At 62.4% G+C, this 14,767-nt stretch carries 16 protein-coding genes; 10 read left to right on the top strand and 6 right to left on the bottom strand.

Annotated features, from left to right (window positions below; all coding sequences use genetic code 11):
• Nucleotides 1-291 precede the first annotated feature (291 nt).
• On the bottom strand, nucleotides 292-1,026 hold the full coding sequence (locus BM317_RS12330; protein WP_060741391.1) for a thioesterase II family protein: 735 nt from the start codon (nucleotides 1,024-1,026) through the stop codon (nucleotides 292-294).
• Nucleotides 1,027-1,169: 143 nt separating this feature from the next.
• Here BM317_RS12330 and tam point away from each other — a divergent pair, with 143 nt between their 5' ends.
• The 4 genes from tam to BM317_RS12310 all read left to right on the top strand — a co-directional run bounded on the left by tam (nucleotide 1,170) and on the right by BM317_RS12310 (nucleotide 6,059).
• Nucleotides 1,170-1,940, top strand: coding sequence for a trans-aconitate 2-methyltransferase (tam, locus tag BM317_RS12325; protein ID WP_092474431.1), 771 nt, complete (start codon nucleotides 1,170-1,172; stop codon nucleotides 1,938-1,940).
• Between the two features lie 92 nt (nucleotides 1,941-2,032).
• Entirely contained in the window at nucleotides 2,033-3,166 is a 1,134-nt protein-coding gene (locus tag BM317_RS12320) for a cupin-like domain-containing protein (RefSeq protein ID WP_092174120.1), read from the top strand.
• A gap of 276 nt (nucleotides 3,167-3,442) precedes the next feature.
• Entirely contained in the window at nucleotides 3,443-4,243 is an 801-nt protein-coding gene (locus BM317_RS12315; protein WP_092474429.1) for an SDR family oxidoreductase, read from the top strand.
• Entirely contained in the window at nucleotides 4,236-6,059 is a 1,824-nt protein-coding gene (locus BM317_RS12310; protein ID WP_092474427.1) for a glycoside hydrolase family 15 protein, read from the top strand. Before BM317_RS12315 ends, BM317_RS12310 begins: the two co-directional genes overlap by 8 nt.
• 183 nt (nucleotides 6,060-6,242) lie before the next feature.
• Here the strand turns inward: BM317_RS12310 and BM317_RS12305 are convergent, their stop codons facing one another.
• Entirely contained in the window at nucleotides 6,243-6,608 is a 366-nt protein-coding gene (locus BM317_RS12305; protein WP_092174111.1) for a DUF6124 family protein, read from the bottom strand.
• Nucleotides 6,609-7,230: 622 nt separating this feature from the next.
• Between BM317_RS12305 and BM317_RS12300 the strand changes: the two genes are divergently transcribed.
• Together BM317_RS12300 and BM317_RS12295 are read left to right on the top strand one after the other, a co-directional pair.
• Nucleotides 7,231-7,608 (top strand): hypothetical protein, encoded by a 378-nt coding sequence (locus BM317_RS12300; protein ID WP_092174108.1) that lies wholly within the window; start codon nucleotides 7,231-7,233, stop codon nucleotides 7,606-7,608.
• Nucleotides 7,609-7,636: 28 nt separating this feature from the next.
• Nucleotides 7,637-8,539 (top strand): alpha/beta fold hydrolase, encoded by a 903-nt coding sequence (locus tag BM317_RS12295; RefSeq protein ID WP_092174104.1) that lies wholly within the window; start codon nucleotides 7,637-7,639, stop codon nucleotides 8,537-8,539.
• Here the strand turns inward: BM317_RS12295 and BM317_RS12290 are convergent.
• Nucleotides 8,508-9,500: a GlxA family transcriptional regulator gene (locus BM317_RS12290; RefSeq protein ID WP_092474425.1), complete on the bottom strand. Its 993-nt coding sequence runs from the start codon at nucleotides 9,498-9,500 to the stop codon at nucleotides 8,508-8,510. The two genes, BM317_RS12295 and BM317_RS12290, sit on opposite strands and share 32 nt — an antisense overlap.
• A gap of 98 nt (nucleotides 9,501-9,598) precedes the next feature.
• Here BM317_RS12290 and inhA point away from each other — a divergent pair, with 98 nt between their 5' ends.
• Entirely contained in the window at nucleotides 9,599-10,285 is a 687-nt protein-coding gene (inhA, locus tag BM317_RS12285) for an isonitrile hydratase (protein ID WP_092474423.1), read from the top strand.
• A 71-nt stretch (nucleotides 10,286-10,356) separates the two neighbouring features.
• Here inhA and BM317_RS12280 read toward each other — a convergent pair whose 3' ends face one another.
• The gene (locus BM317_RS12280; protein WP_060741379.1) at nucleotides 10,357-10,614 is read right to left on the bottom strand and encodes an Atu4866 domain-containing protein; all 258 of its coding nucleotides are present in this window, start codon (nucleotides 10,612-10,614) and stop codon (nucleotides 10,357-10,359) included.
• Between the two features lie 26 nt (nucleotides 10,615-10,640).
• Nucleotides 10,641-11,378 carry an SDR family oxidoreductase gene (locus tag BM317_RS12275; RefSeq protein ID WP_060741378.1) on the bottom strand — a complete coding sequence of 246 codons (738 nt, stop codon included), beginning with the start codon at nucleotides 11,376-11,378 and terminating at the stop codon, nucleotides 10,641-10,643.
• Between the two features lie 203 nt (nucleotides 11,379-11,581).
• Between BM317_RS12275 and BM317_RS12270 the strand changes: the two genes are divergently transcribed.
• Together BM317_RS12270 and BM317_RS12265 are read left to right on the top strand one after the other, a co-directional pair.
• The gene (locus tag BM317_RS12270; RefSeq protein WP_092474421.1) at nucleotides 11,582-12,529 is read left to right on the top strand and encodes an AraC family transcriptional regulator; all 948 of its coding nucleotides are present in this window, start codon (nucleotides 11,582-11,584) and stop codon (nucleotides 12,527-12,529) included.
• A 176-nt stretch (nucleotides 12,530-12,705) separates the two neighbouring features.
• On the top strand, nucleotides 12,706-13,125 hold the full coding sequence (locus BM317_RS12265; RefSeq protein WP_092474419.1) for a hypothetical protein: 420 nt from the start codon (nucleotides 12,706-12,708) through the stop codon (nucleotides 13,123-13,125).
• 465 nt (nucleotides 13,126-13,590) lie between these two features.
• Here BM317_RS12265 and BM317_RS12260 read toward each other — a convergent pair whose 3' ends face one another.
• Complete coding sequence (locus BM317_RS12260; RefSeq protein ID WP_092174088.1) at nucleotides 13,591-14,049, bottom strand: SRPBCC family protein; 459 nt, start codon at nucleotides 14,047-14,049, stop codon at nucleotides 13,591-13,593.
• Between the two features lie 153 nt (nucleotides 14,050-14,202).
• On the opposite strand from BM317_RS12260, the gene BM317_RS12255 reads away from it, so the two are divergent.
• Complete coding sequence (locus BM317_RS12255; protein ID WP_092174085.1) at nucleotides 14,203-14,604, top strand: lysozyme inhibitor LprI family protein; 402 nt, start codon at nucleotides 14,203-14,205, stop codon at nucleotides 14,602-14,604.
• The last annotated feature ends 163 nt before the right edge of the window (nucleotides 14,605-14,767 follow it).

Genomic DNA, 14,767 nt, shown 5'->3' with positions numbered 1-14,767 from the left:
TTCTGGGGTATCCGGAATCAGTGGGCACAAGGCACAAAGGCAAGTCGTCCCTATGAAACGAATGCAAACCGGAAAAATTAGCGTTTGGGAATTTGTGTCAGGAAGAGCATCCCGACATGCAATAGACCGCCCACAGTGTGGCGAGGGGATTTATCCCCGCTGGGCTGCGCAGCAGCCCTAAAGGCTGCCAACTCGCTGTGCCAGGTTAATTGAGTTGTCTTCTTGGGCGGGGGCTGCTGCGCAGCTCAGCGGGGATAAATCCCCTCGCCACAACAGCAGGTTATTTGTGCCTCAGGCGCTGATGGCCAACCCATGCCGCCGATGATGCACGCTCAACTGATCCTTGATCAGCCGCAGCACCTTGGCCTCGTGCTCATGAATGAAGAAGTGCCCGCCCGCCAGCATGTCCACCGAGAAGCTGCCCGTGGTTTCCTGGCGCCAGCCCATCAGTTGCTCCGTGGTGGCCTTGTCGGTCGTGCCGCCGAACACGTGCACCGGGCAGTCGAGCAGTGGCCGTTGCCGCGGCTGGAAACGTCCGCACAGCAAAAAGTCGGCCCGCAGGATCGGCAGGGTCAGGGCCATCAGCTCTTCATTGGCCAGGATCTCCTCGCTCGTGCCGTTGAGGGTGCGCAACTGCTCGATCAACTCAGCGTCGGTTTTCGCCTTGGCGAAACCGCGGTCGTAGTCGGCCCGCATCGTCGGCGCCGCAGTGCCGGAAGCAAACAGCGCCACCGGTTCCGGACTGCCGAGTTCACGCAGGGCATGGGCGATTTCGCAGGCCAGCAGCGCGCCCAGGCTGTGGCCGAACAAGGCGTACGGGGCCTGGAGCGTCGGGTACAGCTCCCGCGCCAATTGCATCGCCAACGGGCCCATGTCGGTGTGCAGCGGCTCGTCGAAGCGCGCCCCGCGTCCCGGCAACTCCACCGGTTGCACATGCAGCCATTGCGGCAACTTGCGCCGCCAGCGGCTGTACACCATCGCGCTGGCGCCGGAATAAGGCAGGCACAGCAGGGTCAGTTGGGTCACTGCGGTTTTCTCCGATCGGTCGTGTAGGAAAGATAACGAGATCGTAACCCACAAAATTAGTCAAAACCGTTACGTTCGCTCCATCTTCCCCGTCCGACCTTATACTGGCGACCTCGACTCACTCCACCGCACAGGAGAACGCCATGGGCTGGTCCGCCAAGCAATACGTCACCTTCGAACAGGAACGCACCCGTCCGTCCCGGGACCTGCTCGCCGCCATTCCCCCCACACAGGCCCGTTCGGTGATCGACCTGGGGTGTGGCCCGGGCAACTCCACCGAACTGTTGGTGGAACATTTCAGCGGCGCCACGGTGCGCGGCCTGGACAGTTCCAGCGACATGGTCGACGCCGCCCGCAAACGCTTGCCCGCCGTGGCGTTCGACACTGCGGACATCGGCCAATGGGATGAACCCGGGCCGTTCGACGTGATCTTCGCCAACGCCGTGCTGCAATGGCTGCCCGACCACGCCACCCTGCTGCCCTCGCTGATCGGCAAGCTCGCCCCCGGTGGCAGCCTGGCGATCCAGATGCCCGACACCCTGCACCAACCCTCCCACCGCTTGATGCGGGAAATCGCCGCCAACGGTCCCTGGGCCAGCCAACTGGCCGGGGCGGCGGATTCGCGTACCGAGGTGGAGGATCCCAGCACCTATTACTCGATCCTCAAGCCCCATTGCAGCCGCGTCGATGTGTGGCGCACCACCTACCATCACCCCTTGGCCGGCGGCGCCGCAGGCGTGGTGGAATGGTTCAAGGGCAGCGGCTTGCGGCCGTTTCTCGAGCCGCTGGACCAGGCGCAACGCGAGCAGTACCTGGCGCACTATCTCAAGGCGATCGAGCAGGCTTATCCAGCCCTGGACGATGGGACCGTGCTGCTGCCGTTTCCCCGGGTGTTCATGGTCGCGACGCGCTAGGGCGAGGGTCGATGACGCAGCGACGAGGGCCTAAATTTCTGCTCCGGGCCCTCGTTACCTGCTAAGACCAAAAACCCGCAAGAGTGACCGCCGTGGACCTGCAAACCATCCTGGGCAAGCTGTTCGCCAATGCCGGCGCCGTTGGTATCGAAGGCGTCTTCCAATTCGTGTTCGGCCCGCACCAGGCGTACTGGTCCGAGGTCAAGGCCAGCAGCCGCACCGAGGCTGGCCGCCACACCAGCCCCGACGTCACCATCGAGGTGGCGGAGAAGGACTTCCTCGGGATCATGGCCGGCATGGCCAATGTGGAAGAACTGTTCGCCAGCGGTCGCCTGAAGATCGGCGGCAACATGGGCCTGGCGACGTTACTGCCGCAGATCATCGACCATGCCCGGCATGGCGGTGGCGTGGTGGAAAAGGTCGACATGAACAAACGCTACCCCACCCCGCCGCGCTTCAGCGAAAAACTCACCGCCAGCCTGCCGACCCAACGCAGCGTGCAACGACGGCCTCGCAGCGGGCTGTCGGTGCAGGAATTTCGTGCCCAGTACCTGCCCCACGGCATTCCGCTGGTCATCAGCGATGCCTTGCAGGACTGGCCGTTGTTCAAGCTCAGCCGCGAAGAATCCCTGGTGCATTTTGCCGAACTGCAAGGCATCACCCGCCACGGCGACTACGTGAAAAAGACCTTCTCCACCGAGCGGGACTTTCGCTCCACGTCCATGGCCGACTTCATCGCCTCCCTCGACAGCCCGGCGGCCAAAGGCGCCGACGGCGAACCACCGGCCTACATGGGCAACAACATCCTGCCGGCGCGGCTGATGGAGCAGATCAAGCTTCCGCCCTACTTCGACCCGTCGCTGTTCATCCCTCCGCGCATCTGGATCGGCCCCAAGGGCACCTTGACGCCGCTGCACCGCGACGACACCGACAACCTGTTCGCCCAGGTCTGGGGCCAGAAAATCTTCACCCTCGCCGCGCCTCACCACCGCGAAGCCCTGGGCACCTGGTCCACGGCCCCCCAAGGCGGGCTGGACGGCTGCGATTTCAACCCGGACGCGCCGGACTACCAACGCTTCCCCCACGCCCGGGACGTGACCTTCATGCGCGTGACATTGGAGGCTGGGGATTTGCTGTTTTTGCCGGAAGGCTGGTTCCATCAGGTGGAGTCGGTGTCGACGTCGTTGTCGGTGAATTTCTGGGTGAATTCAGGGCGCGGGTGGTAAGAGCCGAACATCGCGCTCGCGGCGAGGGATTTATCTGTGGCGAGGGGATTTATCCCCGCTGGGCTGCGCAGCAGCCCCAAAACCTGGCAACGGTGGTGTGTCAGGCGGTTTGAGGGGGCCGCTTCGCGCCACAGCGGGGATAAATCCCCTCGCCACAGATTTTGTGTTCGACATGGGTGGCGTGTTCAGTGGATTGTGAAGATCGCTTCACCCAAATGAACTCTGCGCAACTCACGCCAGTCAGCAGGTAAGGCCCTCCATTCAAGGTGCTAGACCATGCAGATATCCCTCGCCCGACAGGTTGCCCTGGTCACCGGCGCCAGCTCCGGCATTGGCGCAGGCTCGGCCAGGGCGTTGGCCGACGCGGGTGCCGCAGTGGTGCTCAACTACCACTCCAGCGCCGGCCCGGCGCAAGACCTGGCCCGTGAAATCAACGCCAACGGCGGCCGCGCCATCGCCGTGGGTGCCGATGTGTCGAAGGAACACGAGGTCGAGCAGTTGTTCGCCCAAACCCTCGAAGCCTTTGGCACGCTGGACATTCTGGTGGCCAATTCCGGCCTGCAAAAAGACGCCGCCGCCGTCGACATGAGCCTGGAGGACTGGAACACCGTGATCGGCACCAACCTCACCGGCCAGTTCCTCTGTGCCCGCGCCGCCCTGCGGATCTTCAATCGCCAGGGCATTCGCCAGGGCGTGTCCCGGGCCGCGGGCAAGATCATCCACATGAGTTCGGTGCACCAGCGCATTCCCTGGGCCGGCCACGTCAATTACGCCGCGTCCAAGGGCGGTGTCGATCTGCTGATGCAGAGCCTGGCCCAGGAAACCAGCCACCAGCGCATCCGCATCAACAGCATCGCCCCCGGTGCCATCCGCACGGCGATCAATCGCGAAGCCACCGAGGGCGAGCAGGAGCAAAAGCTGCTGGAGCTGATTCCCTACGGTCGCGTCGGCAATGTGGAGGACGTTGCCAACGCGGTGGTCTGGCTGGCCTCGGACTTGTCCGATTATGTGGTGGGCACCACGCTGTTCATCGATGGCGGGATGAGCCTTTATCCGGGGTTTCGTGGCAATGGCTGATCATGACGAACCGCAAAGCCCCATCGAGAACCACGGCATCATTGGCGACATGCGCACCGCCGCGCTGGTCAATGATCGCGGCAGTGTCGATTTTTTCTGCTGGCCGGAATTCGACAGCCCGTCGATCTTCTGCTCGCTGCTGGACACTGCGCAAGCAGGCATCTTCCAGCTCGCGCCAGACCTGCCGGATGCCCGTCGCCAACAAATCTACCTGCCCGACACCAACGTCCTGCAAACCCGCTGGCTGAGCGACGGCGCCGTGGTGGAAATCACCGACCTGCTGCCCATCGGCGACAGCGAGGATGATCTGCCGGTGTTGATCCGCCGTGTGGGCATGACCATCGGCAGCGCGACGTTTCGCCTGCGCTGTGCGGTACGCCACGACTATGCCCGGGCCGCCACCACGGCGCGCCAGGACGGTGCCCACATCTGTTTCGAGGCGCCGGGACAACCGAGCCTGCGCTTGTGCGCCGACCAACCCATGACGCTGGACGGGAACGCAGCGGTGGCCGAGTTCACCCTTACGCAAGGCCAGAGCGCCGAGTTCCTGCTGGGTGGCATCGACGACCCACGCCTTCAGGACGACGTCAGCACGATCTGCCTGGAGCGGACCCTGGCGTTCTGGCGCGGCTGGATCGGCCAATCCAACTATCGCGGACGCTGGCGGGAAATGGTCAATCGCTCGGCCCTGGCGCTGAAACTGCTGACCTCACGCAAGCACGGCGCCATCCTGGCCGCCGCCACCTTCGGCCTGCCGGAAACCCGCGGCGGCGAGCGCAACTGGGATTATCGCTACACCTGGATCCGCGACGCTTCGTTCACGGTCTACGCGTTCATGCGCCTGGGCTTCGTCGAAGAAGCCAACGCCTATATGCGCTGGTTGCGCGGGCGGGTCAGCGACTGCTGTGACCAGCCGACCAAGCTCAACATCCTCTACGGCCTGGACGGCAGGCTGGAGCTGCCGGAAACCGAGCTGCCGCACCTGAGCGGTTTCGGTGGTGCGCAGCCAGTGCGTATCGGCAACCTGGCCTACCAGCAGGTGCAATTGGATATTTTCGGCGAACTGATGGATGCGGTGTACCTGGTCAACAAATACGGCGAAGCCATCTCCCATCAAGGCTGGAAACACACCGTCGACGTGGTCGACCAGGTGTGCGAGGTCTGGCAGGACAAAGACGTGGGCATCTGGGAAATGCGCGGCGACACGCAGCACTTCCTGCATTCGCGACTGATGTGCTGGGTCGCCGTGGACCGCGCCATCCGCCTGGCCGAAAAGCGCTCCCTGCCCGCCCCGTTCGCCCGCTGGGACGAGACTCGCCAGGCCATCTACCAAGACATCTGGACGAATTTCTGGAACGAGGAGCACCAGCATTTCGTCCAGCGCCTGGGCAGCACCGCCCTCGACGGCTCGATGCTGTTGATGCCCCTGGTGCGTTTCGTCAGCGCCCGCGACCCGCGCTGGCTCTCGACGCTCGATGCCATCGAAAAACACCTGGTGCGCGACGGCATGGTCTATCGCTACCGCAACGACGACAGCCCCGTCGACGGCCTCAGCGGCATCGAAGGCTCATTCGCGGCCTGCTCGTTCTGGTACGTCGAATGCCTGGCCCGCGCCGGCCGCGTGGAAAAAGCCCAGCTGGAATTCGAACAACTGCTGCGTTACGCCAACCCGCTGGGGCTGTACGCCGAAGAATTCGACAGCCACGGCTACCACCTGGGCAACACGCCCCAGGCCTTGACCCATCTGGCGTTGATCAGCGCGGCGAGTTTTCTGGACCGCAAGTTGAGCGGGGAGAAGAATCATTGGCAGCCGTGAGTCGGGCTGCCCTGGTTTTAGAGAGAACAGATCCTTGTGGCGAGGGGATTTATCCCCGCTGGGCTGCGCAGCAGGCCCAAAAACCAACACCCAGTGTGTCAGGTTATTGGGTTGTCTGTTTGGGGGCCGCTTCGCAGCCGAGCGGGGATAAATCCCCTCGCCACAGGGAAAGCGGTGTGCTGGCTACCGCGCTGAGTCGGCCAATTCGATGTCATCCAACGCACGGTTTGCCAGCAACCTGGCCAGCTCGATCAACTGCTGAATCCCCAGTGCCACATGCCGCCGGGAACCCTCCAGCTCGAATCCCAGGTCACTGACCAGCGCATCGGCCGAGGCCAGGGTTTCGCTGAGGCTGGTCAGCACCGACTCGGTGTTTAGCCCGGGGACCACGGTGAACACCTGGCCGTCCTGGGTATCGGGTTTGGCTGGGGTGGGAGACAAGTGAATGTTCAACGCCCGGTCGGCGGCTTCGCGGAGTTTTTTTGTGTCGAGGGTGGTGTAGGCAGAAAGGTCTTCGGCGCGTGGGGGGTTGGGGGTGATCTTGACCATTGTGAAACTCCTGACTTGAAGTTGAGCTCACTCACCTCGTGACCAAACGAGGGTGGTGGGCGGTACGCAGGTTGGTCAACCGGGAAGTCAGGCACCCGGCGCACTCGAAAGTGCCCCGCGCACAGCCCACCGCAAAGCATACCGACAAGCACACAAAAAAGCGCCGACATGCTGAGGTTGGCGCGTGTGCGCCTGACATTGGACGGGTGACCAAACCCGGTCGCTGATTTTGCAGCGACGAGCAAAGCCTATCCCCACCCCTTCCGAACCGACAACCGACGCGACTCGTCGGAAAATTCCGGTTCACTTATTTTTTTGTAGGAACATCGCACCACTGTGTTGGGGGATTTATCTGTGGCGAGGGGATTTATCCCCGCTGGGCTGCGCAGCAGCCCCTCAAAAGAACAACCTCAATTAACCTGACAGACCGAGTTGCCAGATTTTGGGGCTGCTTCGCAGCCCAGCGGGGATAAATCCCCTCGCCACAGAAGCAATCGCCACAATTCGCCCATTTATCGTTACGCCCCCTTTCGAGTTGCCAGCCCCGCCAACCCCTCCTAAGATCGATGCTCTCACGGGTGCAGCGGAGCTGCCCGATAAAAACCCGACTCAAGGACCTGACATGACCCATATCAAACGCCCCATCACCACCCCACCCCGAACAGGCCTGACCCGCGAGGACCTCTGGGAAGGCCAGGACCGGGGCCTGATCAAGTGCTGGGAGATCGGCCGCGACCGGGCGATGAAGTTTCCCGAACTGGCGCAACGTTGCCTGGCCGGTGAATTGCCGGTGCTGGGTTGGAAAGGTGGCGTCAGCCGCAGCCTGAAGAAAAACGAAAAATTCGGTTGCCTCAAGTACCTCGCCCAATGGCAGGGTCTGCGCGGTGAGGACCTGGACATCGACATGACCCAGGAGCGCACCTTGACCTGTTCCAACACGAACATGATCGTGACGTTTACCCCGGATCGGGCCAAATACGTCAACCAGGAACCTGCCTGAACGCAACCGCACACTGCCGGAGGCCGACATGAACCTTGAGCCCAGGATCGACTTCGCCGTCACGCCGTTGCTGCGCATCGCCTACGAAGAACACGGCCCCGCCGGCGGCGCCCCCATCATCCTGCTGCACGGTTTTCCTTACGACCCCAGGGCGTTCGATGAAGTCGCGCCGGCCCTGGCCCAGCGTGGCTACCGGGTCATCGTGCCCTACCTGCGCGGCTACGGCCCGACCCACTTCAACAACCCGGCCATCATGCGTTCCGGCCAGCAAGCGGCGTTGGCCCAGGACCTGCTGGACCTGATGCACGTACTCTCCATCCCCCAAGCGGCGCTGTGCGGCTACGACTGGGGCGGTCGGGCGGCGTGTATCGTCGCGGCCCTGTGGCCCGAGCGCGTGCGCTGCCTGGTGACCGGCGATGGCTACAACTTGCAGGACATTCCGCGCTCCACACAACCGCTGGACCCGGAAACCGAACATCGCCTGTGGTACCAGTATTACTTCCACACGGCCCGGGGCGTCGAGGGCCTGACCCGGAACCGGCGCGAACTGTGTGGCTTGCTCTGGCGCCTGTGGTCACCGACCTGGACACGGGGCGCCGAACTGTACCCCCTCAGCGCCGCGTCGTTCGATAACCCGGACTTCGTCGACGTGGTGATCCACTCCTACCGTCATCGCTTCATGTACGCGCCGGGCGACCCGACGCTGGAGTGGATGGAGGAACGGCTGGCGGCACAACCGGCCATCAGCGTGCCGAGCATTTCCCTGTGCGGCGCCGATGACGGCGTGGGGCCCGCGTCGGAACACGATGAAGACGTCGAGCATTTCACGGGGTTCTATGAGCGCCGAGTGCTGCCCGGTGTTGGCCACAACATTCCCCAGGAAGCCCCCGCGGCCACGCTCAAGGCATTGCTGGATCTGCTTGAGGGCTGACGGCGAATCGCTCGCGATAGGCCTGGGGCGTCACGCCCATGGCCCGCAGGAAACTGCGGCGCAGGGTTTCTTCGCTGCCGAAGCCACATTGCACCGCCACCCGCTTGATCGACACCGCCGTGTCGGCCAGCAGGCGGCGAGCGGTTTCCACGCGAATCAACTCCACGGCCCGCGCCGGGGTCTGACCGGTCTCGGCGCGGTAGTGCCGTACAAAGCTGCGTTCGCTCATACCCACCTCGGCGGCCAGGCTCGACAGGGCCAGGTCGCGGGTGAGGTTTTCGGCGATCCAGGCATGCAGGTCATCAAAGCGACTGCCTTGCTTTTGTAGCGACAAGGTCACGCTGAACTGCGATTGGCCGCCAGGGCGCTTGAGGAACACCACCAGGTGCCGGGCGACCTCCAGCGCCACCGCACGGCCCAGGTCCTCCTCGACCAGCGCCAGGGCCAGGTCGATGCCGGCCGTGACCCCGGCCGAGGTCCAGACCGGACCGTCGTTGATGAAAATCGGGTTGGGTTCGACCCGCAATTGCGGATGCTCCTCGGCCAGTTGTTCGCAGCGGGTCCAGTGCGTCACCACGCGCCGTCCATCCAGCCAACCGCTGGCGGCCAGCAGGAACGCCCCGGTGCACACCGACGCCACCCGGCGCGAACGCAGGCCATGATCCTTGACCCAGGCCACCAGCGCCGGGTCCTTCGCCGCTTCGTACACGCCCCAGCCTCCGGCGATCAACAGCGTGTCGCTGCCTTCGCTCGGCAGCGGCTCGGCCATCAGCGCCAAGCCTGCCGAGGACATCACCGCCCCACCGCCCACGGCGATGACCGTCGGCGTGTACGGCAGCGGCAGGCCTTGCTGGCGGGCCAGGTCGTTGGCCGATGCGAAGACCTGCAAGGGCCCGGTGACATCGAGCACTTGCACATTGGCGAAGGCCAGGACATGAACGGTTTTCGGTGGCTTGGGCATATTGGCGTGATTCGTGGGCTTATTGGCGTATACGCCAGAGCCTACGGATCTAAAGTAAAACCGTCCACCCCTCGGGCATCATCAAAGGAGAACGCGACATGACGTTGCAGATCGGTTTGCTGTTATTCCCCCAAGTCCAGCAGTTGGACCTGACCGGGCCTTATGACGTGCTGGCCTCGTTGCCGGACGTGAAGGTCCATTTGGTCTGGAAGGACCTGGCGCCGGTCACCGCCAGCACCGGGCTGGTGCTGCTGCCCACCATCACGTTCGAGGACTGCCCGAAGCTCGACGTGATCTGCGTCCCCGGCGGGACCGGCGTCGGCCCCCTGATGGAAGACGAACAAACACTGGCCTTCATCAAGCGGCAAGCCGCCGACGCGAAATACATCACCTCGGTGTGTACCGGTGCGCTGGTGCTCGGTGCCGCGGGCCTGTTGCAAGGCAAGCGCGCCACCACCCACTGGGCCTATCACAGCCTGCTGCAAACCCTGGGCGCGACGCCGATCAAGGAGCGCGTGGTCCGCGACGGCAACCTGCTCACCGGTGGCGGCATCACGGCCGGGATCGATTTCGCCTTGACCCTGGCGGCCGAACTGTTCGACCAGGACACCGCCGAGCTGGTCCAGCTGCAGCTCGAATACGCCCCTGCCCCTCCGTTCAACGCCGGCCGCCCGGAAACCGCACCGACGCGCGTGCTGGAAGAGGCGAACCGGCGTGCGGCCGAGTCGTTCCGGGTGCGCTCGCAAATCACCCAGCGTGCTGCGGCGCGGTTGGAAAAGGCGTAACGATCAGTCCCGATGGAAATGAAATCCGTGGTGAGGGGAGTTGTCCCCTCACCACAAAGGTCATCGGTTCATCATCCCTCCTGGCGATACAACACCATCCCCGCGTGGTAGAGCACGCCTTCGCGAAAATCCCCATCGGCGGTGAAACCGGTGTCGTCGTGGTATTCGATATGGTCATCCTGCAGCCAGTAGTCGCCCTGATATGCGCTCTCACGTACACCTCGTGCTTCGTCATAGCGTCCGCCCGGCAGCAGCCGATGGCGAATCACGCCATCAGCCGTTACCCATAGGCCGACGAATTTATCCTGGTCTCCAAATGCCTTTCTCATGGGACATCTCCTGTCGGTCAAGTCGGTCAGAATGGACTGGCGGTTGGCCGCACAATCAGTTCGCTGACGTCTACGTCTGCCGGTTGTTCGATGGCGTAGGCGATCGCCCGGGCGATGGCTTCGGCCGGAATGGCGATCCTGCGGAACTCACGCATTTCGGCACGTCCACCTTCATCGGAAATGCTATCGGCCAGTTCCGATTCGGTCACACCGGGGGAAATCACCGTCACCCGCACATCACCCCCGACTTCCTGGCGCAAGCCCTCGGAAATCGCGCGCACGGCGTACTTGGTGGCGCAGTACACGGCGGCCGTCGGGCTGACCGCGTAGGCACCGATGGAGGCGATGTTGATGAACTGGCCGCTGCGCTGACGCTGCATCAACGGCAGGCCGGCGGCGATGCCGTGGAGCACGCCGCGGATGTTGACGTCGATCATGCGGTCCCACTCCTCGACTTTCAGCGCCTCGAGCTTGGAGAGCGGCATGACCCCGGCATTGTTGATGATCACGTCGACCCGGCCGAACCGCTCGACAGCGAAATCGACGAAGTCCTGGACATCCTCACGACGGGTCACGTCCACGGCCTTGCAGACCGCCTGCTGACCGGCGGTTTCGAGTTCCTGCACCAGTGTTTGCAAACGATCGATGCGCCGCGCGCCAAGTACGACACGAGCACCGCGAGCCGCAAGCAACCGCGCCGCGGCTTCACCAATCCCGCTGCTGGCGCCGGTGATGACCACAACTTTGTTTTGAATATCGGACATGATGGTTTCCTCGTCTGGCTGTATTGGCCCCCGGTGGGAGCGTTTTGACAGGTCCAGATTAGGGAACCGACCGAGGCCAGGGTTAGCTGGATCCTCCTGCGCACTTGCACAATCCTGTAGCGATAGATCCGACTCTGGCCGACAGCCGCGCAATCGGTTTTACTAGCGCGGTCTATTCATTTTGGCCAGGGAGGTTGCTTGGTATGTCGGTATCCACGTCCATCCACATTGCGCCAGACGACGGCGTCAATCAGCGTCGCGCCGAAATAGCGAGCCTGATGATGCGCTTCGCCCCGGAATTCGGCGTCCACGCCACGGCCATCGAAGCGTTGCACCTGATCCGCAGCGACCAGCCGACCGAAGCCCTGCACGTCGTGCATAAGCCCGGCCTGTGCGTGATCATCGAGGGGCGCAAGGAAGTGCACCTGGCGGACGAACGCTACGTGTATGACCCGCTCAATTACCTTGTCGTCTCGGTGACCCTGCCGTTGGCCGGGCAGGTGATCGAAGCCAGTCCCGAGCGCCCCTATTTATGTATTCGCCTGGACATCGATCCGGCACAGATCTGCCGCCTGATCGCCGACGCCAGTCCCATCGGCGTGCCGACCGAAAGAACCGATCGTGGATTGTTCCTGGATCGCATCGATGCGCCATTACTCGACGCGATGTTGCGCTTGCTGCGGCTGCTGGACAGCCCGGATGATATCGGCACCCTCGCGCCGCTGGCCCAGCAGGAGATTTTCTACCGGCTGCTGCGTGGCGCCCAAGGCCAGCGCTTGCACGAAATCGCCATTCCCGACACCCAGACCCATCGCATCAGCCGCGCCATCGAGTGGCTCAATACTCATTACGCCAAGCCACTGAGCATCGACAGCCTGGCACAAATGATCAATCTCAGCCCTTCGGCCCTGCATCACCGCTTCAAAGCCGTGACCGCCATGAGCCCGCTGCAATACCAGAAGCAGTTGCGCCTGCAAGAAGCCCGACGGTTATTGTTGGCGGAGAACAGCGACGTTTCGTCAATTGGCTACAAGGTGGGATATGAAAGCCCGTCGCAGTTCAGCCGTGAATACAGCCGTCTATTTGGCGCCTCCCCGAGCAAGGACATCGCGCGTTTGCGTGCCCAGGCGCTGCAAGCCAGTAGCGCCTGATCCCGCACACAGACAGGATCAGGCAAAACCAGGGCAGTATCCGTCTAACGCCCGCCCCCGCCTCGCCCCTAATCTGAACCCATGCAGCAAGACAACCGTCCCGACTGCAACGGGTTCAGCAGATCACGACATCTGAACGACCCGGCACTCAACCTGATATGACCGGAGTCTTTACCATGAAAACGTTCAACACCTTGATCGCCGTTACCACCTTCGCCCTGAGCGCCAGTGCGTTTGCCCTGCCGAGCCAGCAGCAAGACCGTTTCTTTACCTGGGCGGGCGATTATCAGCAGCCGGTGGCCGCTGATGGCGCGGATCGGACGCCTGGAGGGCAGACAGTCGCTGCCGATGGTGCCGAGCGGACGCCAGGGGGTCAGACCTTGGCCGCTGATGGGGCCGAGCGTACCCCCGGAGGGCAGACGCTCGCAGCCGATGGTGGTGACCGCACCCCTGGGGGTCAGACCTTGGCCGCTGATGGGGCCGAGCGTACCCCTGGAGGGCAAACGCTCGCAGCCGATGGTGGTGACCGCACCCCTGGGGGCCAGGCCTTGGCTGCTGATGGGGCTGACCGTACCATGACCCAACGCCTGGGATGATCAGGCCACTTTTCCACAGACGAAAAAAAACCCGCCTAGGCGGGTTTTTTGAGGACCAATTTGACTCCCTGTCCGGCATTCCATGCCTGGTCCAATCATCCATGACCCCAAGCACTCCCTGTACTCAGTGGATGAACATAGATTAGGCCCACCGGTGACTTGGAGAAAGACGAGAAAGCAGCAACGGCGTGTAAGCGTTTCGCTATAGGACTCTTTCCTGGCTTTTCAGCGGGCGAAAAAAAACCCGCCGAAGCGGGTTTTTCCAAGACCATTACGACTCCCTGTCGATAGCTAATCCTTGCATGGTCGATCGTCCCTGATCCTGAGCACTTCCTGTGCTTCAGTGGATGAGTCCAGATTACGCCTCGGATCCAAAATGAAATAGACGACATAGCTACCATCTCGTGTAAGACATTCGCTATACCTGCCCCCTCCGAAAACCCTTAGCTCTGCCAGCCGGCCAACTCAAGGCTTGTGCAGGAACGCTTCAATATTGGCCATCTGTTCGTCCCAGCCACGGCTGTCCATGCGAAAAGCTTTGAGTCGGCGTGCCTCGGGAATGTTGTTGAAACCTGACTCCACGACTTTGAGCAAGGTACCGCCATCCATGTCTTCGAGTTCGAATTGCACTCGGGTCTCGGACTCTTGGGAATAATCTACCTGCGGCTCGACAGCGTAAGGATGCCAGCGAAACGAGAAGACCCGCTCGGGTTCCACCCGCTCCACCGCTACGTCCCAGATAAGGTGTTCGTAACCTGGATAAGTAATTTGCCCTTGGGTACGCTCGCCTGCCACAAACCGTTTCCCCTCAAGGGCGACACCGAACCATTGGCCAAAGGCTTCGGCATTGGCCAGTGCGCGCCAGACTTGGGAGCGCGGGGCCTTGAGCAGGATCTTTCTTTCAATGCGGTCGGATGAATGCATGAGTCACCTCCTGTGTTTCAACAGTAGGCTTGTAAGACCGCAAGGCCAACCGGAAAGTTGTATCGGACCGTCGTTTAGCGCCCGCCAACTTTAAAACAGCACGGCGCGATGTAAACTCCCTCGGCGCTTTCACCCCCTCAAGGAGAGACCCACATGTCCCTACGCTTGCTTCTGGCCCTGACGCCACTGTTTTTTGTCGCCGTTGCCCAGGCCGACGACTGCGCCGACGCCACGACTCAAGGCGAAATGAACCAATGCGCAGCCAAAGAAAACAAGGCCGCCGACAATGAGCTGAACAGTTTGTACAAGCAAATCACCGCACGCCTGAAGGACAATCCCGAGGCCAAGAAAATGCTGGTCAAGGCGCAGCGTGCCTGGATAGGCTTCCGTGATGCCGAATGCGAATTCTCCGCCTCTGGGGTTGAGGGCGGCAGTGTCTATCCACTGATCTATGACAATTGCATCACCGCCCAGACCAAAGCCCGGGTCGAGGCGTTCAAGACCTATCTCAAGTGCGAGGAAGGGGATTTGAGCTGCCCCGTACCCGAGGCTTAGCAGCCAGGATGAAAAAAGGATGACCTCTGCAGGTCATCCTTTTTTTGGCCCAACGCTTTTATAGCGGGAAAAACAAAACCCCTACCTGCATCAGCAGATAGGGGTTTCGGAATTTAATCTTGACGATGACCTACTCTCACATGGGGAAACCCCACACTACCAT

It is taken from the genome of Pseudomonas sp. NFACC24-1, assembly GCF_900115235.1.
Taxonomy (GTDB): Bacteria; Pseudomonadota; Gammaproteobacteria; order Pseudomonadales; family Pseudomonadaceae; genus Aquipseudomonas; species Aquipseudomonas fluorescens_AA.
This window is presented reverse-complemented; position numbering and strand designations above follow the sequence as displayed.

Coding starts and splice junctions, on each gene's coding strand:
- tam (WP_092474431.1), top strand. CDS start 1,170: ATGGGCTGGTCCGCCAAGCAATACGTCACCTTCGAACAGGAACGCACC.
- BM317_RS12315 (WP_092474429.1), top strand. CDS start 3,443: ATGCAGATATCCCTCGCCCGACAGGTTGCCCTGGTCACCGGCGCCAGC.
- BM317_RS12310 (WP_092474427.1), top strand. CDS start 4,236: ATGGCTGATCATGACGAACCGCAAAGCCCCATCGAGAACCACGGCATC.
- BM317_RS12305 (WP_092174111.1), bottom strand. CDS start 6,608: ATGGTCAAGATCACCCCCAACCCCCCACGCGCCGAAGACCTTTCTGCC.
- BM317_RS12300 (WP_092174108.1), top strand. CDS start 7,231: ATGACCCATATCAAACGCCCCATCACCACCCCACCCCGAACAGGCCTG.
- BM317_RS12295 (WP_092174104.1), top strand. CDS start 7,637: ATGAACCTTGAGCCCAGGATCGACTTCGCCGTCACGCCGTTGCTGCGC.
- BM317_RS12290 (WP_092474425.1), bottom strand. CDS start 9,500: ATGCCCAAGCCACCGAAAACCGTTCATGTCCTGGCCTTCGCCAATGTG.
- inhA (WP_092474423.1), top strand. CDS start 9,599: ATGACGTTGCAGATCGGTTTGCTGTTATTCCCCCAAGTCCAGCAGTTG.
- BM317_RS12280 (WP_060741379.1), bottom strand. CDS start 10,614: ATGAGAAAGGCATTTGGAGACCAGGATAAATTCGTCGGCCTATGGGTA.
- BM317_RS12275 (WP_060741378.1), bottom strand. CDS start 11,378: ATGTCCGATATTCAAAACAAAGTTGTGGTCATCACCGGCGCCAGCAGC.
- BM317_RS12270 (WP_092474421.1), top strand. CDS start 11,582: ATGTCGGTATCCACGTCCATCCACATTGCGCCAGACGACGGCGTCAAT.
- BM317_RS12265 (WP_092474419.1), top strand. CDS start 12,706: ATGAAAACGTTCAACACCTTGATCGCCGTTACCACCTTCGCCCTGAGC.
- BM317_RS12260 (WP_092174088.1), bottom strand. CDS start 14,049: ATGCATTCATCCGACCGCATTGAAAGAAAGATCCTGCTCAAGGCCCCG.
- BM317_RS12255 (WP_092174085.1), top strand. CDS start 14,203: ATGTCCCTACGCTTGCTTCTGGCCCTGACGCCACTGTTTTTTGTCGCC.